At 32.5% G+C, this 20,746-nt stretch carries 24 protein-coding genes; 9 read left to right on the top strand and 15 right to left on the bottom strand.

What is annotated here, in order from left to right:
• Nucleotides 1–125 precede the first annotated feature (125 nt).
• The 8 genes from hemB to hemA all read right to left on the bottom strand — a co-directional run bounded on the left by hemB (nucleotide 126) and on the right by hemA (nucleotide 7,775).
• Entirely contained in the window at nucleotides 126–1,115 is a 990-nt protein-coding gene (gene hemB, locus Q4Q34_RS06630; protein WP_303316478.1) for a porphobilinogen synthase, read from the bottom strand.
• A gap of 27 nt (nucleotides 1,116–1,142) precedes the next feature.
• Complete coding sequence (hemF, locus tag Q4Q34_RS06625; RefSeq protein WP_303316477.1) at nucleotides 1,143–2,051, bottom strand: oxygen-dependent coproporphyrinogen oxidase; 909 nt, start codon at nucleotides 2,049–2,051, stop codon at nucleotides 1,143–1,145.
• Nucleotides 2,052–2,594: a GNAT family N-acetyltransferase gene (locus tag Q4Q34_RS06620; protein ID WP_303316476.1), complete on the bottom strand. Its 543-nt coding sequence runs from the start codon at nucleotides 2,592–2,594 to the stop codon at nucleotides 2,052–2,054.
• A complete protein-coding gene (locus Q4Q34_RS06615) occupies nucleotides 2,587–3,342 on the bottom strand; it encodes an EI24 domain-containing protein (protein WP_303316475.1) in 756 nt (251 codons plus the stop codon). Before Q4Q34_RS06615 ends, Q4Q34_RS06620 begins: the two co-directional genes overlap by 8 nt.
• 124 nt (nucleotides 3,343–3,466) lie before the next feature.
• Nucleotides 3,467–4,498, bottom strand: coding sequence for a uroporphyrinogen decarboxylase (hemE, locus tag Q4Q34_RS06610; RefSeq protein ID WP_303316474.1), 1,032 nt, complete (start codon nucleotides 4,496–4,498; stop codon nucleotides 3,467–3,469).
• Between the two features lie 145 nt (nucleotides 4,499–4,643).
• Nucleotides 4,644–4,946, bottom strand: a complete 303-nt coding sequence (locus Q4Q34_RS06605) for a hypothetical protein (RefSeq protein WP_303316473.1) — start codon at nucleotides 4,944–4,946, stop codon at nucleotides 4,644–4,646.
• Nucleotides 4,946–6,523 carry a hydroxymethylbilane synthase gene (gene hemC, locus Q4Q34_RS06600; RefSeq protein WP_303316472.1) on the bottom strand — a complete coding sequence of 526 codons (1,578 nt, stop codon included), beginning with the start codon at nucleotides 6,521–6,523 and terminating at the stop codon, nucleotides 4,946–4,948. Before hemC ends, Q4Q34_RS06605 begins: the two co-directional genes overlap by 1 nt.
• A complete protein-coding gene (hemA, locus tag Q4Q34_RS06595; protein WP_303316471.1) occupies nucleotides 6,516–7,775 on the bottom strand; it encodes a glutamyl-tRNA reductase in 1,260 nt (419 codons plus the stop codon). The genes hemC and hemA overlap by 8 nt, the downstream gene beginning before the upstream one ends.
• Before the next feature lie 189 nt (nucleotides 7,776–7,964).
• On the opposite strand from hemA, the gene Q4Q34_RS06590 reads away from it, so the two are divergent.
• From Q4Q34_RS06590 to Q4Q34_RS06565, 6 genes are all read left to right on the top strand, one after another.
• Entirely contained in the window at nucleotides 7,965–8,867 is a 903-nt protein-coding gene (locus tag Q4Q34_RS06590; protein ID WP_303316470.1) for an AraC family transcriptional regulator, read from the top strand.
• A 16-nt stretch (nucleotides 8,868–8,883) separates the two neighbouring features.
• Nucleotides 8,884–9,918, top strand: coding sequence for a ferrochelatase (gene hemH / locus Q4Q34_RS06585; RefSeq protein WP_303316469.1), 1,035 nt, complete (start codon nucleotides 8,884–8,886; stop codon nucleotides 9,916–9,918).
• Between the two features lie 2 nt (nucleotides 9,919–9,920).
• Nucleotides 9,921–10,469 carry a CopD family protein gene (locus tag Q4Q34_RS06580; RefSeq protein ID WP_303316468.1) on the top strand — a complete coding sequence of 183 codons (549 nt, stop codon included), beginning with the start codon at nucleotides 9,921–9,923 and terminating at the stop codon, nucleotides 10,467–10,469.
• 101 nt (nucleotides 10,470–10,570) lie between these two features.
• On the top strand, nucleotides 10,571–12,025 hold the full coding sequence (locus tag Q4Q34_RS06575) for a sensor histidine kinase (RefSeq protein ID WP_303316467.1): 1,455 nt from the start codon (nucleotides 10,571–10,573) through the stop codon (nucleotides 12,023–12,025).
• Between the two features lie 21 nt (nucleotides 12,026–12,046).
• Entirely contained in the window at nucleotides 12,047–12,487 is a 441-nt protein-coding gene (locus Q4Q34_RS06570) for a protein-disulfide reductase DsbD domain-containing protein (protein ID WP_303316466.1), read from the top strand.
• Between the two features lie 15 nt (nucleotides 12,488–12,502).
• Nucleotides 12,503–13,285: an enoyl-CoA hydratase/isomerase family protein gene (locus tag Q4Q34_RS06565; protein ID WP_303316465.1), complete on the top strand. Its 783-nt coding sequence runs from the start codon at nucleotides 12,503–12,505 to the stop codon at nucleotides 13,283–13,285.
• A 152-nt stretch (nucleotides 13,286–13,437) separates the two neighbouring features.
• Here the strand turns inward: Q4Q34_RS06565 and Q4Q34_RS06560 are convergent, their stop codons facing one another.
• Entirely contained in the window at nucleotides 13,438–14,037 is a 600-nt protein-coding gene (locus Q4Q34_RS06560) for a hypothetical protein (protein ID WP_303316464.1), read from the bottom strand.
• Nucleotides 14,038–14,312: 275 nt separating this feature from the next.
• Between Q4Q34_RS06560 and Q4Q34_RS06555 the strand changes: the two genes are divergently transcribed.
• Nucleotides 14,313–15,386, top strand: coding sequence for a PA0069 family radical SAM protein (locus Q4Q34_RS06555; protein WP_303316463.1), 1,074 nt, complete (start codon nucleotides 14,313–14,315; stop codon nucleotides 15,384–15,386).
• Between the two features lies 1 nt (nucleotide 15,387).
• Here the strand turns inward: Q4Q34_RS06555 and Q4Q34_RS06550 are convergent, their stop codons facing one another.
• Together Q4Q34_RS06550 and Q4Q34_RS06545 are read right to left on the bottom strand one after the other, a co-directional pair.
• Nucleotides 15,388–15,642: a hypothetical protein gene (locus tag Q4Q34_RS06550; protein WP_303316462.1), complete on the bottom strand. Its 255-nt coding sequence runs from the start codon at nucleotides 15,640–15,642 to the stop codon at nucleotides 15,388–15,390.
• A gap of 91 nt (nucleotides 15,643–15,733) precedes the next feature.
• Entirely contained in the window at nucleotides 15,734–16,336 is a 603-nt protein-coding gene (locus tag Q4Q34_RS06545) for a hypothetical protein (protein ID WP_303316461.1), read from the bottom strand.
• Nucleotides 16,337–16,546: 210 nt separating this feature from the next.
• Between Q4Q34_RS06545 and Q4Q34_RS06540 the strand changes: the two genes are divergently transcribed.
• Both Q4Q34_RS06540 and Q4Q34_RS06535 read left to right on the top strand, forming a co-directional pair.
• Nucleotides 16,547–17,419 (top strand): AraC family transcriptional regulator, encoded by an 873-nt coding sequence (locus Q4Q34_RS06540; protein WP_303316460.1) that lies wholly within the window; start codon nucleotides 16,547–16,549, stop codon nucleotides 17,417–17,419.
• A gap of 21 nt (nucleotides 17,420–17,440) precedes the next feature.
• Nucleotides 17,441–17,617, top strand: coding sequence for a hypothetical protein (locus Q4Q34_RS06535; protein WP_303316459.1), 177 nt, complete (start codon nucleotides 17,441–17,443; stop codon nucleotides 17,615–17,617).
• Between the two features lie 3 nt (nucleotides 17,618–17,620).
• Here Q4Q34_RS06535 and Q4Q34_RS06530 read toward each other — a convergent pair whose 3' ends face one another.
• From Q4Q34_RS06530 to Q4Q34_RS06515, 4 genes are all read right to left on the bottom strand, one after another.
• A complete protein-coding gene (locus tag Q4Q34_RS06530; protein ID WP_303316458.1) occupies nucleotides 17,621–17,803 on the bottom strand; it encodes a hypothetical protein in 183 nt (60 codons plus the stop codon).
• Between the two features lie 178 nt (nucleotides 17,804–17,981).
• A complete protein-coding gene (locus Q4Q34_RS06525; protein WP_303316457.1) occupies nucleotides 17,982–18,635 on the bottom strand; it encodes an HD domain-containing protein in 654 nt (217 codons plus the stop codon).
• A 173-nt stretch (nucleotides 18,636–18,808) separates the two neighbouring features.
• The gene (locus tag Q4Q34_RS06520) at nucleotides 18,809–19,729 is read right to left on the bottom strand and encodes an AraC family transcriptional regulator (RefSeq protein WP_303316456.1); all 921 of its coding nucleotides are present in this window, start codon (nucleotides 19,727–19,729) and stop codon (nucleotides 18,809–18,811) included.
• Nucleotides 19,730–19,753: 24 nt separating this feature from the next.
• On the bottom strand, nucleotides 19,754–20,746 hold the full coding sequence (locus Q4Q34_RS06515; RefSeq protein WP_303316455.1) for an acyl-ACP desaturase: 993 nt from the start codon (nucleotides 20,744–20,746) through the stop codon (nucleotides 19,754–19,756).

The following is a 20,746-nucleotide window of genomic DNA, read 5'->3' as shown; positions in this document are numbered from 1 at the left end:
AAAGATTCTTGATTGTCCGTTCGAGCGCAGTCGAGAACTAAAATACCTCATTAAACAAGGAGGTTTCGATTGCACTCAACCAGATATTCAATTTTTATTTGCCTTTTTGGATTCCCTCTTTTTATTTAGGACAATAACTTAATCACGTCTTTAGCAAAATAAGAAGCTATAATATCGGCACCTGCACGCTTAAATGCGGTAGTTGTTTCCATCATAATTTGGTCGTGATCCAACCAGCCTTTTTCTGCTGCTGCTTTAATCATAGCATATTCTCCGGACACCTGATATACTGCAACAGGAACATCAACGTCATTTTTAATTTCTCTTAATATATCCAAATATGAAATACCTGGTTTTACCATAACAATATCGGCGCCTTCATCTATATCCATTTCGGTTTCTCTAATAGCTTCAAAACGATTAGCGTAATCCATTTGATATGTTTTTTTGTCTTTTGGAATATCTGCTAAATCCACAGGAGCAGAGTCTAATGCATCACGAAAAGGCCCATAAAACGCTGAGGCATATTTTGCCGAGTAGCTCATAATGCCAGTATTGATAAAACCTTCATCTTCTAAAGCTTCGCGAATAGACAAAATGCGACCATCCATCATATCACTAGGAGCAACAAAATTAGCACCTGCCGCCGCATGTGATACACTCATTTCACTTAAAACGTCAACAGTTTCATCATTCAAAACTTGTCCGTTTTCAATAATACCATCATGTCCGTAGGCTGAATAAGGATCAAGGGCTACATCAGTCATAACTAACATATCAGGACATGCATTTTTAACCGTTTTAATAGCACGTTGCATGAGTCCGTTAGGATTTAAAGCTTCTGAGCCTTTATTGTCTTTTAAATTATCTGGAACTTTTACAAAAAGCAATACCGATTTTAAACCTAATTTCCATAATTCTTTTACTTCACCTTCAAGTAAATCCAAACTATAGCGGAAATAATTTGGCATGGATGGAATTTCATCTTTAATACCTTTTCCTTCTACAACAAACAGAGGTACTAAAAAATCATTAGGAGTAATTATAGTTTCACGAACTAAAGAACGAATGGCTTCACCAGTTCTTAGTCTTCTATTTCTTTTTAATGGATACATTTTTAAAACGTTTATTCGTTAATGCGTTTATTTGTTTACCCAATCTATTGGGTTTTTTAAAATATTTATTAATTTTTCTTCTTCACTTCCAGCTTCAGGTTGATGATCGTAAACCCATTGTACATGAGGAGGTAAACTCATTAAAATACTTTCTATACGCCCGTTTGTTTTTAGACCAAAAAGGGTTCCTTTATCATGTACTAAATTAAACTCCACATAACGCCCGCGACGAATTTCCTGCCAATTTCGTTGGGCTTCTGTGTATTTTAATGCTTTCCGTTTTTCAACAATGGGTACGTAAGCTTCCAAAAAACTATCACCAACTTCGGTTACAAAGTCATACCAATTTTCCATGGTCATGGTTTCTGAAGCTTTACAATAATCGAAAAACAAACCACCTATACCTCTACCTTCATTACGATGTGCGTTATAAAAATATTCGTCGCAACGGGCTTTATATTTTGGATAAAATTCTGGGTTATGATTATCGCAAGCTGTTTTACAAGTTTGATGAAAATGTGTAGCATCGTCTTCAAACAAATAATAAGGCGTTAAATCTTGTCCGCCACCAAACCAACTATCAATAATTTCTCCTTGTTTGTCATACATTTCAAAATAACGCCAGTTAGCATGAACTGTTGGAACCATGGGGTTTTTAGGGTGTAACACTAAACTTAATCCACAGGCGAAAAAATCAACATCACCTACTTTAAAATAGGCTTGCATCGATTTTGGAAGTTTGCCATGAACACCAGAAATATTTACACCTCCTTTTTCAAAAACATGTCCGTTTTCAATAACTCTGGTACGTCCACCACCACCTTCGGGTCGTTTCCATATATCTTGTTGAAATTTAGCTTTACCATCGATTGCTTCAAGTTTTGATGTGATGCGATCTTGTAAATCTTGTATGTATTGATAGAATTTGTCTTTCATTTAGTGTTCAATCTCTTTATATAATTCATATAATTCCATATTTAAAGAAGCTTCTCCAGGAGGAGTATATTCATTTTTAAGTGTTTTAATCCATGTGAAATTGCAATTTTCAGCAACCCTTACGCTGGCTATATTGTCTTTGTGAACAATAATTTGAAGCGTTTTTAAGTTTAAGTCAGAAAAAGCGAAATCTGATAAGTAGCTAATAGCTTTAGTCATGATTCCTTCTCCTTCAAAAGGGTAGCCAATACAATAAGCAAACTCACCTTGCTTTTTATCCCAGTCAAGTTCTTTTATATAAATCAAGCCAACTAATTCCTTTGGTACTTTCTCTTTAATAGTAAACAGAAACTCTTCTTTTAAGCTAAATTGTTTTACTTTTTTCTCTACAAAGAACTTGGATAAATCTGGTGTTAAATTTTGTGCTAATGTTTTAGGAAAATAGCGTTTTAACCGATCCTCATTTGCGGTAATAAAATTGCATAAATTCCAAGCGTCTTGTAATTGGATAGGTTCTATATGATACCCATTAAAACTAAGCATTATGAAGCTTGGTTTTTAATTGAAGCGCTTCTACTGTTTTTGTTGTTGCGGCAGTTACCGATAATGGCAATACCAGTATAACACCAATAACAGGAATTAATAAAAACAAGATAAATACAATACCATTACCAATGGCCAAACCGCGATTTCTTCTAACAAATGCCGTGCTTTGCTGATATTTAAAATGGCGCTCTAAGGTGTAATCCATATTACCAAAACCAGCATAATAGGCTTGGACTAAAAAGAGTAATATAGTAGAAAAGATATTAACAAACGGTATAAACTTTAAAAGAAGTATTGGAATGGTTAATACGAGTTCCATGAGTAAGTTTCTTCCATTAATTCTTATACCACGCCAAAGTTGTTGCAAAAATGTTGTGTTTCTATGTGCGTGTTGTGTATTTCCTGTTAAATGTGCTTCTATTTTTTCGGATACAGGACTCATAAATGGCGCTGATAATGCCATGATGATATGTTTGAAAAGGATTAACCCGATAACAACTATAAAGAGCCCGCCGATAAAAGAACTAATTGTTGTAAAGGTTTCTTTTCCCCAATCCCATATCCAGATTTTCGAAATAAAAGCCCCTACATTATCAGATAATCCATAGGCTGAAGTAAAAACAACAATAGCAGTTATAAAACTTATGAGCATAGGAATTGCAAAATATTTCCAAAGCTTTAGTTTAGAGATTAAACTAAAAGCCCCGAAATATGCTTTGATTCCTAATATTATGTTTTTAATCATAAAGCTTCTCCCTAGCCCTCTCCAAAGGAGAGGGAATTAATTACGTTAAATTATTAAAATTTATCAAAATAATTAAAAATTTAAAGCTATTTACTCACGTAGTAGTTTCTTTCCTTGGGGGAAATTAAGAGGGACTATATTCTTTTACTGCATCAATAAATGCTTTGGCATGGTCTAACGGAATGTTAGGTAAAATACCATGGCCTAGATTTACAATATATTTGTCTTTACCAAAATCATTAATCATTTGGTGTACCATTTTCTTTATTTCTGAAGGCGGCGATAGCAAACGAGATGGATCAAAATTTCCTTGAAGGGTGATGTTCCCACCTGTTAAATAACGCGCATTTCTTGGTGAACACGTCCAGTCTACACCTAAAGCAGATGCATTACTTTTTGCCATGTCTCCAAGAGCAAACCAGCAACCTTTTCCGAAAGCTATTACTGGAGCGTCGTCTTTTAAGGCTTCAATAATTTGGTTAATATATTGCCAGGAGAATTCCTGATAGTCAACCGGTGATAGCATGCCACCCCAAGAGTCGAATACTTGTACGGCATTAACACCTGCTTTTACTTTCTCTTTTAAATAAGCAATGGTTGTATCTGTTATTTTTTGAAGTAATTGGTGTGCTGCAATTGGGTTGGTAAAACAAAATTCTTTGGCTTTATCAAAGGTTTTGCTCCCCTGACCTTGCACACAATAGCATAAAATGGTCCATGGTGAACCTGCAAACCCAATTAACGGAATATCATCATTAAGTAATTCTTTCGTTGCCTTTATAGCTTGATATACATAATCAAGTTCTACTTTTACGTCTGGAACAATAGCATTGTCGACATCTTTTTGAGTACGGACAGGATTTGGCAAATACGGACCAAAATTAGGTTTCATTTGCACCTCAATATTCATAGCTTGAGGAATAACCAAAATATCACTAAATAAAATAGCAGCATCCATTCCGTAGCGTCTAATAGGCTGTACGGTAATTTCACTAGCAAGTTCTGGCGTTCTACAACGTGTAAAGAAATCGTATTTCTCACGAATCGCTATGAATTCAGGTAAGTAACGTCCGGCTTGACGCATCATCCAAACTGGTGGGCGATTAACGGTTTCTCCTTTTAAAGCTCTTAAAAATAAATCGTTCTTTATACTCATATTTTTTTGTTATTCCTGCGACTTGTGCTGAACTTGTTTCAGTAAGACGGGAATCTTCTTTTTAATTGAAACTTAAATATTTATATAATGTATTCCTATATGGACACTTCGACTGCGCTCAGTGTGACAAATAGGGATATTAGTATTATAATTTTTCACCTTTTGTTATAAAAGTAGATTTTATAGAATCTGCTTTTAATTTTTCAAAACGTTTTCTTTTGTCATCATTTATAAAATTCGTAAAATCTTCATCAGTTTCAAATGAAATAAAATGTATTTCATAAGGTAATTGGTCTTCAGAATTAATAAAACTATCTTGTGTTGGTCTAATTCTATAAATTAACTTTCCGTTATAGTTATTTATTATTGGAAGCACTAAAGATTCATATTCATTAAAGACGTTCTCTTTTCCTTCTTTTACAAATAATAAGGCTGTTAGATAGATCATTAAACATAATGTTCATTAACTAACTCAATCACACTTTCTACAGTTGGTATTTTAGCAACTCTAACATCTTTAAAATGCTTTTTTGCTTCTTTTGCGGTGGTGTCTCCAATACAAAAGGCAATAACATCTGCATCATTTTTTTGCACAAAACTTTGTACGGTAGAGGGGCTGTAAAACATAACACATTCAACAGAATCATCTACTTTTATACCATCAAACTTCGTTTGATAAGCCTCTACTTCGTGCACCTTTATATTGTTTTCTGTTAAAATAGTTGGTAAATCATCCAGTCTTAAATCACTACAAAAGTAAGTGACTTCAGCGCCTTCCATATATTCAACTAAGTACTCGGCTAACTTTTTTGCGCTTTTTTCAAAATGAGTTACTTTACCAATTCTGTTTTCTACCAAACGCTTTGTACGTCTGCCTACACAGTAAATATTTTTAAACTGTAATTCTGCGGAATTGTAATTAGTAATTAAAGACTCTACAGCATTTTTACTAGTAATAACGACATTTTGAATGTTGTTTTTCAAGATTCTAGGATGAATTCTATTCAAACTTATTTTTATAAAATCTGTGCTTTCCGAAACAACTTTTTCATGAAAGAGAAGCCGTTGGTCTTCAGTGAATGATTTTGTTGAATAGACATTTGTTTTTTTATTAGCCTGTTTAATTCTATCCATTAAACGTTTGCCTCCTCGTTCTATAACAAAATCGGCACAAAACGAAGCCATGTCGTTATGTTCGCCTAATTTTTTTACACGAGTAACATCAATTCTTTTAGAGCCATCTTCACTTAATAAAACACCTTTAAAATTGATTTCTTCGTTTTTAATATAGGCAAGTGCACCAATAGGTGCCGTACAACCGCCTTCTAATTTATTTAAAAATTCTCGTTCAATGGTAGTGCAAATTTCAGTTTCTTCATGATTTAATTCAGCACAAGCCGTTTTGACAAAGTCGTCCTCTTCTAAAGCTGTAATCATAATAGCACCTTGTGCCGGTGCAGGAATCATCCAATCTAAATTAATGGCTTCTTCTGGTCTTATACCAATACGGCCAATACCTGCAGCAGCAAATATAGCACCATTCCAATCGGCATTATCTTCCAGTTTTTGTAAACGTGAATTCACATTACCACGCAGATTAACAATTTTATGTGTTGGAAACCTATTTAACCATTGAGCACGCCTACGTAAACTTCCAGTAGCAATAACGGCTTCTTTCGATCCTAAAAATTCTTCATTATTTTTAAAAACCAAAGTGTCATTGACGTTACCCCGTTTTAAAACAGCGACTTGTATGATGCCTTTAGGTAAAACGGTTGGTACATCTTTTAATGAATGCACGGCAATATCAATGTCATGGTTTAACATGGCAATGTCTAGGGTTCTGGTAAAAATACCCGTGATTCCTAATTCATATAAAGGCTTGTCTAAAACTAAGTCGCCAGTAGATTTTACAGGAACTAATTGTGTTTTATGACCTAAGTTTTCGAGTTGTTGTTGTACTATTTTGGCTTGCCATAGTGCTAATTCACTATCGCGCGTGCCAATTCTAATGGTTTTAGACATGCGTTGTTGGTTCTAACTGAAACACTTTTTTTATAAGTTCCAGACTCTCATCAGTAGAGATATTGTCATCTTTTAAATGATGCGCAAAATGGTTGGTGATTTTTTGAATGATGTTGCTGCTAATTAACTCTGCCTGTGCTTCATTGAAATCAGCATTTTTCTTGCGTTGTGTTTCTAATTCCGCAGCGGCAAAATTAGAAAGTTTGTGTTTTAACGCTTTAATAGTTGGAGCAAATTTTCTGGTTTCTAACCATTGATTAAACTCCGTTTTTACTTCTTCTATAATAGATTCAGCTAAAGGAATATGCTTTTTTCTTTCTTCTAAGGTTTTATCTGTAATTTTTGATAAATGATCTAAGTGAACCAAGGTTACATGATCTAATTCTTCAACGTTTGCATCAACGTTTTTTGGAATAGATAAATCTAAAATTAAAAGCGGTTTTTTAGATTGAATTATATGCTTGTCTATAGTTGGGCGTTGGGCTCCTGTTGCAACAATTAAAATATCAGAGTTGCTAATTTCTTCTTGTAAATTGGCATAATCTTTAACAATCAAATCAAATTTTCCAGCAATTAATTCTGCTTTATCTTTTGTTCTGTTAATTAAAGTAATTTGATCATTTTTAGTGTGCTTTACAAGGTTTTCACAAGTATTTCTGCCAATTTTTCCCGTTCCGAAAAGTAAAATATTTTTATTAGAAACGTCTTCAACCGAGTTAAATATATATTGAACAGATGCAAAAGATACTGACGTTGCTCCAGATGAAATATTAGTTTCTGTCTTAATGCGTTTACTGGCTTGAATGACTGCATTTACCAATCGTTCTGAAAAATGATTAAGTAACCCATATTTTTTTGATGAACGCGCACTGGATTTTAACTGGCTAATAATTTCAAAATCTCCAAGAATCTGACTATCTAAACCAGAACCTACACGAAACATGTGCGCAATAGCGTCTTTATTTTTGTATATATAGGCAACGTCTTGAAATTCTTCAACGGTACCTCTTGTATTATCACAAAGTAATTGAATTAATTGAAAAGGGTGTTGTGCAAATCCGTAAATTTCGGTTCGATTACAGGTAGATGTTACCACCAAACTTTCAATATCATTTTCTTTAGCCTGATTAAGTAAAGCTAGTTTACCATCGTTATCTAAACTAAAGCGACCTCTTATATCTGCATCGGCTTTTTTATAACTCAAACCAATGGCATAAAAGTAGTTACTTCTTGATATATTATATTTTTGCATGCTGATACCTGATATTTGAAAACAAATGTATAATGGATGAACATAAAAAAATAACGCTCAAAGAACTTTTAGTATCGTTTGTGGTTTTTTATCGATGTTTTTTCTAAAAATATGATAAATGTCATATTTTTGTAGTGGATTAGGCATGTTTTACCTAATTTATTTAGAACGAATCTAAATAAAATCGTTATGAAAGATGAAATGAACAATAATAAAAGTGTCGCTCAAAGTACTTTTGATGAAACAAATGTAGATGATGGGGCTTTGGTTCTTACTTATAAAAATGAATCAAATGAGGTGCAATCTCTTGCTAAAGAAATAGATAGTGATTATATCCAGTTTCATTTTTGTGTAAAAGGATCAAGTAGGTTTGTTTTTAATGAAGGGAGGTACATATTAAACATTCTGGAAGAGAATTCATTATTATTATATAATCCTCAGCGTGATTTACCAATAAATTTGCAAGTAGATCCAAACTCATGGATTGTTTCGATTTTAATATCTATCAAAAATTTTCACGGACTGTTTTCTCAGGAAGCCGACTACATTACGTTTTTAAGTGATGATAATAAGGATAAAAAATATTATAAAGACGGTGTTATCTCCCCTTCAATGGCCATTGTTTTAAATCAATTGATAAATTATAATCTAAATCAGTCTATTAAAAACCTTTATTATAAAGGGAAAGCCCTCGAGCTTTTAAGTTTATATTTTAATAGAAGTGAAGATGCTGATGTTGAGCAGTGCCCCTTTTTAGTGGACGAAACAAATGTCATTAAAATAAGAAAAGCTAAAGAAATTGTTATTGCCCGTATGGCAGAACCGCCTAGTTTACAGGAGTTGGCTGATGAAATAGGGTTAAATCTTAAAAAGTTGAAAGAGGGGTTTAAACAAATTTATGGTGATTCGGTTTTTAGTTTTTTATTTGATTATAAAATGGAAGTTGCTAGAAAGTTGCTAGAATCTGGAGATGATAATGTGAATGAAGTGGGGCATAAAGTAGGCTATAGTACCTCTAGCCATTTTATTGCTGCTTTTAAAAAGAAATACGGCACAACGCCAAAAAAATATGTAATGTCATTATCTTCGTAAAAAAGAAACTTATTTAATGAAAAAAGGAGTTTTATTAGTCAATCTTGGTTCTCCAGACAGCCCAGAGCCAAAAGATGTAAAAAAATATTTAGGCGAGTTTTTAATGGACGAACGGGTTATTGATATTCCGTTTGCAGCCAGAGCATTGTTAGTTAAGGGTATTATTTTAAAGACACGCCCTAAGGCATCGGCAGCAGCTTATAAAAAAATATGGTGGGAAGAAGGGTCTCCTTTGATCGTACTTTCGGAAAGGCTTCAGAGCAAAATACAAAAACAAATAAATGTACCTGTCGCATTAGCCATGCGCTATGGAAGTATGACTATAAAAAAGGGGCTTCAGGAATTGGTGGATGAAGGTGTTGATGAGGTTTTGTTGTTTCCTTTATATCCGCAGTTTGCTATGGCAACTACCGAAACTATTACGGTGTTAGCTGAAGAGCTTCGTCAGCAATATTTTCCGAATTTAAAAATAGAATCGGTTCCTGCATTTTATAATAAACCTGATTATATTGAAGTGCTTTCTAATTCAATAAAACGTCATTTGGAAGGCAAAAATTATGAGCATGTATTGTTTTCGTATCATGGTGTTCCAGAACGCCATATTAGAAAGAGTGATGTTACCAAGTTACATTGTAAAATAGATGGTAGTTGTTGTGCAACACCATCAAAAGCACATGAGTTTTGTTATAGGCATCAATGTTATGAAGTAACCAGACTGGTTGCTGAAAAATTGGAGTTTAAAGAAGGGGCTTACTCTACGTCTTTTCAGTCGCGATTAGGTTTCGATCCTTGGTTGCAGCCGTATACAGATAGAACTATTGAGCGTTTGGGTAAACAGGGCATAAAAAACATGGCCATCGTAACACCTGCGTTTGTTAGTGATTGTTTAGAAACTCTTGAAGAAATAGCGATGGAAGGTCAGGAGATTTTTCATGAAATGGGAGGTAAAGATTTTACAACCGTTCCTTGTTTAAATGATGATGACGAATTTGTTAATCTACTTTCAAGTTGGATTACATCATGGACAAAAACACCAGTTGAAATGAGTTAACTATGGAGCATTATTATTACATAAAAGCGTTTCATCTTATTTTTGTCATCACTTGGTTTGCTGGGTTGTTTTATATTCCCAGACTATTTGTGTATCAAATAGAAGCATTTCATAAGCCATCACCAGAAAAAGAAATACTTGGAAAACAACTAAAACTAATGGCTAAACGTCTGTGGTTTATAATTACATGGCCATCAGCTATTTTAGCTTTGTTATTTGGGTTATTGCTATTTTATTTAAATCCTACACTTGTTTATCAAGATTGGATGCAGGTAAAACTGGCTTTTATCGTGTTGTTGATTATATATCATCTTAAAACACATTTATATTATAAGCAACTTCAAAACGATGTGGTTAAAAAAACGTCAAGTTTTATGCGTATCTGGAATGAAGGTGCTACATTCATCCTTTTTGCAGTGATTTTTTTGGTGATTTTAAAAAATGCCATTAACTGGATTTGGGGTGTTGTAGGTATTCTTGTTTTAGGAGTTCTTATCATGGTAGGTTTTAAGGTTTATAAGAATATAAGAGCCAAGAATCCTGACGCTTAACTTTATAACTCAAATAATCAAATTCCAAAAAGGAATCGTTGCTCTTTTTTGGTTCGATTATTGTTATATTTATTGAACTTTTAAAAAGCACAATAATTTTAATGAAATTAAAAAAACTTTCCTTACGTACTCGTATTTTCATAGCTATGATTTTATTGGTGCTATTAGCATCTATACTTATTGCGGCTGTAGCGATTTATCAGTACAAGGAACAAAGTGCAGATTATCATAAAGGACGTTTAGAGCGTAAAGAGCAAAACATTCAGAAACATCATAAAAGAGTTTTAAATGGTAAGCAGAATACCTGGGAGGTAAAGACCGAAAATATTCCATTAATTTTCAAAGAAGAAATTTATAATATCGCTGATATACATAAGCTTCAGATTAATTTATATGATTTAGATGGGACTTTATTAATATCGTCTAAAGGAGATTTAAATAATATTGCAGATACATGTATTGATGCAGAAATTTTAAATGCGATTTCACATAGGGCGTCACATAGATATGTAGATAAACATAAGGAAAATGGGCAAACATACCAATCGTCTTATACTTATATTACGGATCAGAAATCTAAGCCCATAGCCATATTAAATTTACCTTATTTAGAAAAAGACGACTTTCTTGCAGAAGAGCTAAGCGAGTTTTTACAGCGTATAGGGTTTGCCTTTATGTTTGTATTGCTTATGGCCATTGGGATTGCCTTTGTACTCTCTAAATACATTACAAAGTCCTTAAAAGCAATTAGTGATAAAATTAATACGACAAGATTAGAAAAGCGTAATAAGAAAATAGAGGTTAATGATACGAGTGAGGAAATCTCTATTTTGGTGAATTCGTATAATAGTATGATTGACGAACTTGAAGATAGTGCTGTGCAATTAGCTAGAAGCGAACGTGAACAAGCTTGGAGGGAAATGGCAAAACAAGTGGCGCATGAAATTAAGAACCCATTGACTCCCATGCGTTTAACGGTGCAAAATTTTCAACGTAAATTTGATTCCAATGATGAAAATATTCACTCAAAGTTAGATGAGTACAGTAAAACGTTAATTCAACAAATAGACACCATGAGTTCAATTGCATCGGCTTTTTCAAACTTTGCAAAGATGCCGGCACAACAAAATGAAACTTTAAATGTTGTAGAAATTGTAAAGCTTGCGCTGGATATTTTTAATGAAGATTATATTTTCTTTACTGCTGAATCTGAAGAAATTATTGCGAAATTTGATAGAACACAGTTAATTAGAGTGGTTACTAACCTGGTTAAAAATGGTATTCAAGCGATGCCAGAAAACCAAATTCCTAGGATTGTTATTAACGTAGCGACAAGAGATAATGATGTTATTATTACAGTTGCAGATAACGGTTCGGGGGTGTCTGAAGAAAATAAGGATAAGGTTTTTGAGCCTAAGTTTACAACCAAAACGAGTGGGATGGGGCTTGGCTTGGCTATGGTAAAAAACATTGTAGAAACTTATAAAGGCACCATAGCATTTAAATCAGAAAAAGATAAAGGCACTACGTTTACTGTGACTTTTCCTAAAGAATAGTTTATATATAAATTTTATAAAATGAAAAAAATATTTGTATTAGTTTTTTTAATATCGTCAGTAGGATATTCTCAAATTTTGGATCCTGTAAAATGGTCAACTAGTCTAAAAAAAGTATCTAATCTAGAGTATGATTTAATTATAAATGCAACTATAAAACCGAATTATCATCTGTATTCATTGAAAGTTCCTAAAGGTGGACCATTGCCAACGGTTTTTATTTTTGAAGATAGTGATGATTATGAGTTAGTAGGCACTATGACGGAAGATAAAGGACATACTGCTTTTGATCCTATTTTCGAATTACATATTAAGTATTTTGAAAATACTGCAAAATTTAAGCAGCGTATTAAGCTAAAGGCTAAAAAGGCATTAAAGGTTACGGGCGAAATTGAATTTATGACTTGTAATGATGCGAGTTGTGTGCCGGGATATGATGATTTTGAAATTGCTATTCAATAAACTTAAAACAAAACTATGAGCTATATTAACATCCTATCAGAAGAGAATAACGGCATTACGACTATAACTATTAATCGTCCTAAGAAGTTAAATGCGCTTAATAAAGAAACAATTAGCGAGTTGCATGACGCTTTTAGAGAAGCCGATTTAGATAGAAGTACAAAAGTTATTATTGTTACAGGTAGTGGAGAAAAGGCTTTTGTTGCTGGTGCAGATATTAGTGAGTTTGCGAATTATAATGTCGAGGAAGGCAAAATGTTAGCAGCTAAAGGGCAAGAATTATTATTCAATTTTATTGAAAATTTATCCACTCCAGTTATTGCTGCAATAAATGGTTTTGCGCTTGGGGGCGGATTGGAATTAGCCATGGCGTGTCATTTTAGAGTGGCTAGCGATACTGCTAAAATGGGATTACCAGAAGTATCTCTTGGTGTTATTCCTGGATATGGCGGTACCCAACGATTACCACAACTAATAGGAAAAGGACGTGCGATGGAGCTTATCATGACCGCAGGAATGATTGATGCCAATAAAGCCTTAAATGACGGATTGGTTAATCATGTGACAACCTTAGAAGCATTACTGCCTTTATGTGAAAAAATAGCGGGTAAAATATCTCGTAATTCGTCCGTTGCTATTAGTGCTGCTATTAGAGCTGTAAATGCGAATTTTAAAGATGGCGTTAATGGTTTCGATACAGAAATTCGGGAATTTGGTAATTGTTTTGGTAGTGGCGATTTTGCTGAAGGTACGACAGCATTTTTAGAAAAACGAAAGGCTGATTTTCCTGGGGAATAGGTTTTTTATTGTTATGTTCGTTTAACGGGTTTGTATATGAATGGTTGCGATTTCGTGAGTTTGATTTTCTTATAGAAAACCAGCCGATTGAAAGCGAAACTATGTTTTTGTATTGAGTTATAAATTTAGCAATTATTCATTAGGATACGTTGTTAGGCATTGTTTTTTTTAATTGGGTTTTCAGTTGCTTCTTTTATAGACTTCTCTTGATAATAAGTTGTTCCAATATCTTCACTAATAGTAGTTAAGAAGAATAAGTCAATAAAAATCCCCCAATATTTACCCCATAAAGTCATTGGTTGCCATTCAATTCTTAAAACCTTGTGGTTTTCTAATTCATTCTCTATTTCAAAAATATCATCCCAATTTTTTATATGTATCCTTGAGACTGTTTTGAATTTGAGATTTTTCTTAATTTTTAATTCAATTTCAGTTTTATCTTTATCAAATTTCCTTTTTCTAATTGAGTATTTCAAGTTTGAGTAAGACACATGCGTTATGCCTTTTTTATTATCAATTATTTCAATTTCTGAATTGTTAAAATTTAATTGTAGAATTAAATATCGAGATTTTCTAAAATAAGAAATATCAAATAAGAGGTTAATTATTAAAGTAATTGAAATTAGAAACTTTGATATGAAATGCCAATCAGAATATTTTATAATAAAAATTAATAATCCTAATCCAATTAAGATATAAGCTAACCATTTTAAGCTGTTCTTTTTATTTTTTGTTCGTTTAAATTGTCTCATTTGTTCAAATAATGCCTAATACAAAAATAAGTTATGTTTCAATGAACTCATCGGTTGTTAAACGAAGTTAGTTGAAAAATTTTGCAAAGCCAAAAGGGATTAATATCTTTTTAATCGAAAAGAATTCCCCGAGGCTCTGCCTGTCGACAGACAGGAACAGGAATCTAAATAAAGAATTTGTTAATAACCCATTTTTACTTTAACATTTTTCAATACAAATTATAAGTAATTTTAAAGAGCTTCTCAAAGCGCATTCAACCTTTAATTTTACTGTAATGAACCTAAAATCTGCCATAAAAGGACGTGGGGCGCAGCTCAATGTCCCTAATCGTTTCTTCGAATTAAGTCACGAAATGCGTGACGACTTTCTTGAATTTTGTCGTAAAGAAGGTGAGGTAAGCGATAAAAATAAAACGCGATATCTCGAAGTATTTCCAAAAACGATAGTGAATAAGGTTGAGAGCCCAGATGTTGGTATGACGTATTCAATGAATTCGTATCAAGGTTGCGAACATGGTTGTATTTATTGTTATGCTCGAAATAGCCATGAATATTGGGGTTATAGTGCAGGGCTGGATTTTGAGCGTCGAATTTTGGTAAAAAAAGATGCGCCTAAATTATTAGAAGCACAACTAAAGAAAAAAAAATGGAAAGCGCACCCCATTGTTATGTCTGGAAATACGGACTGTTACCAACCTGCGGAAAAACAATTTGAAATTACAAGGCAATGTTTGGAAGTATTTTTAAAATACAGGCATCCAGTAGGTATTATTACAAAAAATGCATTAATTCTTAGGGATTTAGACCTTTTAGAAAAGCTGGGTAAAGATAATCTGGTAAGCGTAAACATGTCAATCACCTCATTATCAGAAGATACGAGGCGAATTTTAGAACCGCGTACAACAACCATTAAAAAACGGTTGGAAACAGTTAAGGTTTTGAGTGAAAACGGTATTCCGGTAAATGTGATGTTAGCTCCAATTATTCCATCTATAAATAGCCATGAAATATTGCCTTTAGCAAAAGTAGCATCAGAACATGGTGCTTTGTCTATAGCCCATACTATAGTAAGGTTAAATGGTGCTATTGGTGAAATTTTTAAAGATTGGATTTATAAAACTATGCCAGATCGCTCCGAAAAGGTGTTACACCAAATAGAAAGTTGCCATGGCGGTAGTTTAAACGATTCTCGATACAGAACAAGAATGCGAGGCGAAGGAAAAATTGCAGAACAAATTAATAATCTTGTTAAACTAGCAAGACTAAAGTATTTTAAGAATAAAACTATGCCTAAGCTTAATCTGAATTTACACGAAGAATTTAAAGATGGGCAATTAAAGCTATTTTGAATTAATCGTCAATGCCATCAACTTCATCGTTGATAATTCTTTTTATTAATATGTTTGTAGTAACCCAATAAAAAGAGATGTAAATTATAATTACTGTGAGCCAGGAAATCACAGGTGCTCCTATTGTTTTTGAGATGATTACTGATAAAATCGTTGCGTGTATAATGCTCCAAATAATATTAAAAAAATATTTTTTGATGCTTAAATTAGGTTTTATTTTTAAACGTTTTATCACAGATAGAATAAGGGACTTCATATTTTTTGTGAATTAATGAAAAAAAGTGAGCCGTTGAGAGCTCACTTTTTTACCAATTTAAACTAAACAAACTAAATAAGACATTAACTTACTAATTGTTAATGAATTTCGTATACTCTTTGTCATTTGCATTGAGTACTATTTTGTAATTTCCTTCTTTAAGTTTATAAATTTTTTCTACAATTTTAAGCCCTTCAACTTCTTCCGTACGTATTAATTGGAATGTACCATTGTATTCTGCGTAAATTCTTATTTTTAATGGTTCCAAGTTTAGGGCAAGTTTTGATATGTAAACGAAGTCGTCCTTTTCTCTTACATAAGGTTTAAAAATAACGGCTTCTTTAGTTTTATCGAAAACTACCTTGTCGTCTTTTACACTAAAAGGAATGGTTTCAATTTGAAGGTCTTTATCTACCTCGAAAAAATAATTTCCATTAGGTAACTCAGTTAAATCAAATCCTTTTGTATAAGAACCAGTCGATTGAATGAGTTCTTTATATACTGTGATACCGTTATTATTTTTAATAGATAAAAGATTTCCTTTCTTTACATTATCAATTGTTAATGCAGTTCCTTTAAGATCTCCTTCAACATTAAAAGAAGAAATTTCAGTTGCGTTACCTATCATTACAGCAAACAACATCATTGTTACTAATAATAGGTTTTTTTCGATTGTTTTAATTACGTTTTTCATAATTTGTATTTTACATCGTTTAACACTACAAAGGTATGTCGGAAAAAGAAGCTGTAAAACATCATATTTGACCAGTTTGTGTGCTATTTTATCTGTTAAGGCTATGTTAAATCTGTGTAAAGTTAAAATAGCATATAATTGTGATAATTGAATATAGGTTTTTAAAAATTATATGTAGTAATTTTGCTTCATAATCGCTCTATATATATTATGATTAATAAAAAACCTACTTTAGAAAAACTTAGTCCTAGTTTTGGAAGCTCCATACTAGTTAAACAACACATGGTTAAGGTTGACAAGTATAATGCCTTTTGGCATTTTCACCCAGAACTGGAATTAGTTTATGTAAATAAAGGACAAGGAAAAACACATATAGGTACTCATTTGTCTTATTTTAATAACAGTCAACTTATATTAATAGGATCTAATTTACCACACAATGGTTTTACAGACCGATTAACGGCAAATGGTACAGAAACAACAGTTCAGTTTAAATCTAACTTTTTAGGAAATGATTTTGTCGATATTCCAGAGATGTCATTAATAGCATCATTATTTGATAGGGCAAAAAAAGGAATTCGATTTAATGTGGAAACAAAAAAAATTATTGGGCCAAAAATTGAAAGTCTTCTGGATTATGAAGGTTTTGATAGGGTTTTAAAATTTTTAGAAATATTAAATCATTTAGCAAAGACGGATGACTATATTATTTTAAACGCAGATGGCTTTGCTTTTGAAGCAGAACCGCAGGATAGTGGTAAAATTGGTCTAATCTATAAATATGTTAATAGGAATTTTCAAAACCATATTAGTTTAGATGAAATAGCCGATAAGGTAAGTATGACGGTTCCTGCGTTTTGTAGATACTTTAAACGTATTACAGGTAAAACATTTACTAAATTAGTTAATGAATATAGAGTGGTGCATGCTACTAAATTATTAAACGAAAGTCAAATGAGTATTTCGGATATTAGTTTTGAGTGCGGATTTAATAATTTCTCGCATTTTAATAAACAGTTTAACGAGATAACTGGTAAAAGTGCGTCGCAATATAGAAAGGAAATAAAGCATATTATTCAATAGTAATATATATAATAATCAATTATGGAAGATGATAAAATTAATATAGCAATAGAGTATTATAACGTGAAAATTAATGAAATTTTAAATTTTATCAACTCTAATAATAGTCTAACTGCAGAACAAATAATATATAACGGAGAACAACTATCTATATTAGAATATAAGATGACTGCATTAGAAGTTGCTAAGGAAAACTAGCCATTATTTTATTTCAAACCAAAGTAACAAAAACCCTATTATTATAGGTAGAATAAGTAATAACATTGTTAGATATAAAACAAAATTTAATGTAGATTCTTTGCTGTCTTTTATATTAATTAATGATACATTTTCATTTTCTTTATATGGTTTTCCTAATACCATTTTTTTAATTACCTTTTTCATGCTTAAATTTTTTTAACGTTCAGGAACATAAAGATATATTAAAAGCATAAAGAAGAAAACATCATTTTTGACGTGTTTGTATGCTATATTAATGTTAATTAAAGAGTTAGGTCAAAATAACTTATGCTCTTAAAATTATTTAAAGCTGATTAATAAACCAATGTTTCATTAAAGGGCTTTACAAATTACCGTCCCATTCATTATAAAACTGTTTTAGATATAGTTCCATAAAGGTATGCCTATTTAATGCTATTTGCCTTCCCGTTTCAGTATTCATTTTATCTTTTAAAAGAAGTAATTTTTCGTAAAAATGATTAATTGTTGGTGCTGTTGATGCCTTGTATTCTGCTTTACTCATGTTAAGATTGGGTTTAATATCTGGGTCATAAAGCGCTCTGTTTTTATAACCTCCATAGTTAAAACAACGTGCTATGCCTATGGCTCCTATGGCGTCTAGTCTATCGGCATCTTGCACAACGTCTAGTTCTGGAGAACGAAATTTTTGAACTTCGTTACCTCCCTTAAAGGAAATGTTTTCAATGATCTTTATAACATGTTCAATTACAATGGAATCTACATTTAGTTTGAATAAAAATTCTCGAGCTATTTTTGGACCAATGGTTTCATCTCCATTATGAAATTTACTGTCGGCAATATCGTGCAATAGGGCACCAAGAGCTACAATAAAAGGGTCAACATTTTCACTTCTAGAAATTAGTAGGGCATTTTTATAAACACGTTCTATATGAAACCAATCGTGCCCGCCTTCAGCATTAGCTAATTGTTCTTTTACAAAGGCTGTGGTTTTTTGTATGATGTCTTCTGAGGTCATAATGAGTTAAAAATGAGTATTTGTCTAAAAAAATGTTATTTAGGTCATTGCGAGACTTTGCAAAAGCCGTGATAATCTGTCTAATTCGAAAGATTACCACGTCGATGCTCTCCTCGTAATGACAGACAATTTAAACTTTTTTAGTCAGCTTCTAATTTGTAAATCGAATTGTCTTATTCAATTGGAATATGTAAATCAACGATACATTTATTTTCTGGGTGTTCCCGAAAATCATTATGATATACCTCAAAAGGACTCACTTCTGCTTTCTTATACCCATTTTCATTCATCCAAATAAAAAGGCTGCTCCAAGATTTTTCGAAATCATTAGGTGTTATTTCAAAATGGCCTACGATGCATTTGCTTTTTTTAATAATTCCAGCGTCGATTTCTTCTTCTGCAACAAAAAGCGTATTAGTTAATAAGCAAATACTCATTCTCACTTTGTCCGGATCTGTTATTTTAAAGCTGTCATGAAAAATTCTTGCCATTTTGGTTTCAGGGTTTTTCATTAAACCTTTTGCATTTGCCCATTTTGCTAGTCTGTTAAATACATCTTCTACACCAGTTACTCCAAAATGGGTTATACTGGCAAATTTTAGTTCAGGAATTTCTTTAATTTCAATGTTTGCATTCATTTTAATCCAATTTAAGTGATTGTTAATGTTGCAAATGTATTTTTCTGAAATTAAATTTTCTTGCCCATTCTTGCTTTCAGCGTTACGTATCTTGCTAAATTTATTGGGATTCTTTTTTCGAAATTCAGAAGGACTTATGCCATAAAACTTTTTAAATGCTCGGGTAAAAGAAGAATTGCTGTTAAAACCATATTGTAATGAAAGCTCTGTAATACTTACATGTCTTTTATGCAATAGTACAGAAGCTGTTTTTTCAATACGTTTTCTAACAATATAACCATGGAGTGTTTCTCCAATAATGGCTTTAAAAATTCTATGAAAATGAAATGGCGAATAAAGTGCTAAACCAGAAAGAGATTCTAATGACAATTCAGAATCAAGATGATGTTCTATATGCTTTAAAGTCAAATTAATCCGACTGATATAATCTTTTTCTATGTCATTCTTAGAAATCAATATGCTTACTAAATGACTATTTGGCTATTTTATAATTGCCGGCTCAACCCATTTAAATTGAAATGAATTTTCTGGTATTTTAATACGATCTGCTAAACGATACATTCTAGCAGGAAGCTTCATAAGGTAATCTCTGGCTTTTTCTGCTTCGTCGGTAAGGTTTGTAATTTTGTCAATTTCCCAGCGAGCAATTAATTTTTCTAAAATTTCCACATAATCATTCGATGTATAAACACCTATACGTTGTGCCGTATTAGAAAATTCGTCAAAAGCTGTACTAATTTTATTTCCGGATTCTCTTAAGAAAACAGCGGGCATCGTTATTTTTTGTTTCATCATATAATGAAATGCCATCATCATTTGGCTAGGATCTACTTTAAAAATACGCTCAACAAATTCAGAATACGCATTGTGGTGTCTCATTTCGTCTCCAGCAACAATTTTACACATTTTAGAGAGTCGTTTGTTACCTTTTTCTTTAGCAATTTTAGCAACACGATTGTGAGAAACGTAGGTTGCTAACTCTTGAAAACTGGTATAAACAAAGTTTTTGTATGGATCTCTATCTGTTCCTATATCGAAGCCATCAGCAATAAGATATTGTGTGGTTTTTTCAATTTCACGCATGTTTACTCGTCCGGAAAGATATAAGTATTTGTTAAGCACATCACCATGACGATTTTCTTCACCCGTCCAATGGCGTACCCATTTGGCCCAAGGATTCTCTCTGTCTACCTGATTAACGCCTTCAACATCCATTAACCAGGATTCGTAGGTTGGCAATGCTTCTTCAGTAATCATATCACCGACTAAAACAACCCAAAAATCATAAGATAATTCTTTAGAAAGCTCCCTTATTTCACGGACTTCCTCAAAAAAGGAATCGCCTTCAGAGTTTGGTAAAAAATCGGTTGGTTGCCAAATTTTTTCAATAGGAATTAAGTATTTTTCAATTAAAGATTCGACGTCTTTTTCCAAAAACTTCATCACTTCTAATCTAACATTCTTTAACGACAT

The sequence above is a fragment of the Flavivirga abyssicola genome (assembly GCF_030540775.2).
Classification (GTDB): domain Bacteria; phylum Bacteroidota; class Bacteroidia; order Flavobacteriales; family Flavobacteriaceae; genus Flavivirga; species Flavivirga abyssicola.
This window is presented reverse-complemented; position numbering and strand designations above follow the sequence as displayed.

What these genes read in the sequence shown, in the direction of transcription:
- Q4Q34_RS06540 (WP_303316460.1), top strand. Translation starts at nt 16,547, where the DNA reads ATGATTAATAAAAAACCTACTTTAGAAAAACTTAGTCCTAGTTTTGGA.
- Q4Q34_RS06515 (WP_303316455.1), bottom strand. Translation starts at nt 20,746, where the DNA reads ATGTCGTTAAAGAATGTTAGATTAGAAGTGATGAAGTTTTTGGAAAAA.
- Q4Q34_RS06545 (WP_303316461.1), bottom strand. Translation starts at nt 16,336, where the DNA reads ATGAAAAACGTAATTAAAACAATCGAAAAAAACCTATTATTAGTAACA.
- hemB (WP_303316478.1), bottom strand. Translation starts at nt 1,115, where the DNA reads ATGTATCCATTAAAAAGAAATAGAAGACTAAGAACTGGTGAAGCCATT.
- Q4Q34_RS06620 (WP_303316476.1), bottom strand. Translation starts at nt 2,594, where the DNA reads ATGCTTAGTTTTAATGGGTATCATATAGAACCTATCCAATTACAAGAC.
- Q4Q34_RS06550 (WP_303316462.1), bottom strand. Translation starts at nt 15,642, where the DNA reads ATGAAGTCCCTTATTCTATCTGTGATAAAACGTTTAAAAATAAAACCT.
- hemE (WP_303316474.1), bottom strand. Translation starts at nt 4,498, where the DNA reads ATGAGTATAAAGAACGATTTATTTTTAAGAGCTTTAAAAGGAGAAACC.
- Q4Q34_RS06590 (WP_303316470.1), top strand. Translation starts at nt 7,965, where the DNA reads ATGAAAGATGAAATGAACAATAATAAAAGTGTCGCTCAAAGTACTTTT.
- Q4Q34_RS06530 (WP_303316458.1), bottom strand. Translation starts at nt 17,803, where the DNA reads ATGAAAAAGGTAATTAAAAAAATGGTATTAGGAAAACCATATAAAGAA.
- hemA (WP_303316471.1), bottom strand. Translation starts at nt 7,775, where the DNA reads ATGCAAAAATATAATATATCAAGAAGTAACTACTTTTATGCCATTGGT.
- Q4Q34_RS06575 (WP_303316467.1), top strand. Translation starts at nt 10,571, where the DNA reads ATGAAATTAAAAAAACTTTCCTTACGTACTCGTATTTTCATAGCTATG.
- hemC (WP_303316472.1), bottom strand. Translation starts at nt 6,523, where the DNA reads ATGTCTAAAACCATTAGAATTGGCACGCGCGATAGTGAATTAGCACTA.
- Q4Q34_RS06525 (WP_303316457.1), bottom strand. Translation starts at nt 18,635, where the DNA reads ATGACCTCAGAAGACATCATACAAAAAACCACAGCCTTTGTAAAAGAA.
- Q4Q34_RS06615 (WP_303316475.1), bottom strand. Translation starts at nt 3,342, where the DNA reads ATGATTAAAAACATAATATTAGGAATCAAAGCATATTTCGGGGCTTTT.
- Q4Q34_RS06570 (WP_303316466.1), top strand. Translation starts at nt 12,047, where the DNA reads ATGAAAAAAATATTTGTATTAGTTTTTTTAATATCGTCAGTAGGATAT.
- Q4Q34_RS06535 (WP_303316459.1), top strand. Translation starts at nt 17,441, where the DNA reads ATGGAAGATGATAAAATTAATATAGCAATAGAGTATTATAACGTGAAA.
- Q4Q34_RS06565 (WP_303316465.1), top strand. Translation starts at nt 12,503, where the DNA reads ATGAGCTATATTAACATCCTATCAGAAGAGAATAACGGCATTACGACT.
- Q4Q34_RS06560 (WP_303316464.1), bottom strand. Translation starts at nt 14,037, where the DNA reads ATGAGACAATTTAAACGAACAAAAAATAAAAAGAACAGCTTAAAATGG.
- hemF (WP_303316477.1), bottom strand. Translation starts at nt 2,051, where the DNA reads ATGAAAGACAAATTCTATCAATACATACAAGATTTACAAGATCGCATC.
- Q4Q34_RS06580 (WP_303316468.1), top strand. Translation starts at nt 9,921, where the DNA reads ATGGAGCATTATTATTACATAAAAGCGTTTCATCTTATTTTTGTCATC.
- hemH (WP_303316469.1), top strand. Translation starts at nt 8,884, where the DNA reads ATGAAAAAAGGAGTTTTATTAGTCAATCTTGGTTCTCCAGACAGCCCA.
- Q4Q34_RS06555 (WP_303316463.1), top strand. Translation starts at nt 14,313, where the DNA reads ATGAACCTAAAATCTGCCATAAAAGGACGTGGGGCGCAGCTCAATGTC.
- Q4Q34_RS06605 (WP_303316473.1), bottom strand. Translation starts at nt 4,946, where the DNA reads ATGATCTATCTAACAGCCTTATTATTTGTAAAAGAAGGAAAAGAGAAC.